The sequence below is a fragment of the Amycolatopsis sp. SID8362 genome, assembly GCF_010550475.1.
Classification (GTDB): Bacteria; Actinomycetota; Actinomycetes; order Mycobacteriales; family Pseudonocardiaceae; genus Amycolatopsis; species Amycolatopsis eburnea.
In genome coordinates, this window is sequence record NZ_JAAGNB010000999.1 from 1 (window position 1) to 407 (window position 407).

1 protein-coding gene is annotated in these 407 nt (G+C 76.9%); it reads left to right on the forward strand.

Features of this window, described 5'->3' with window-relative positions; all coding sequences use genetic code 11:
• Nucleotides 1-407, forward strand: a 407-nt coding sequence (locus G3I65_RS31025) for an SNF2 helicase-associated domain-containing protein (protein ID WP_203612559.1), incomplete at both ends; no start/stop codon positions are given.

A 407-nucleotide genomic window follows, 5' to 3' on the forward strand; every position in this document is an offset into this window, starting at 1 on the left:
GCTGGCGGCGGCCGGGATCGAGGTGCACTGGCCCGCCGAGCTGGCGGGGTCCCTGACCGCGCGGGCGGTGGTCCGTGCCGGCGACGCACCGGGTGACCTGCCGTCGTTCTTCGGTGGCGGCCGGGCGCTGGAGTTCGACTGGCAGCTCGCGCTGGGCGGTGAGGTGCTGACCGAGGCGGAGCTGGACGAGCTCGCCGAGGCGCGCCGGGCGGTGGTGCGGCTGCGTGACCGGTGGGTGCTGGTCGACCCGGCGCTGGCGGCGAAGGCGCGGGAGCGGGTGCTGAAGCCGCTGACGCCGGTCGACGCGCTCGGCGCGGTGCTGACCGGGACCACCGAGGTCGACGGCGAAGCGGTCGAGGTCGTCACCGAGGGCTGGCTGGCGCGGTTGCGGGAACGGCTGTCCGCGC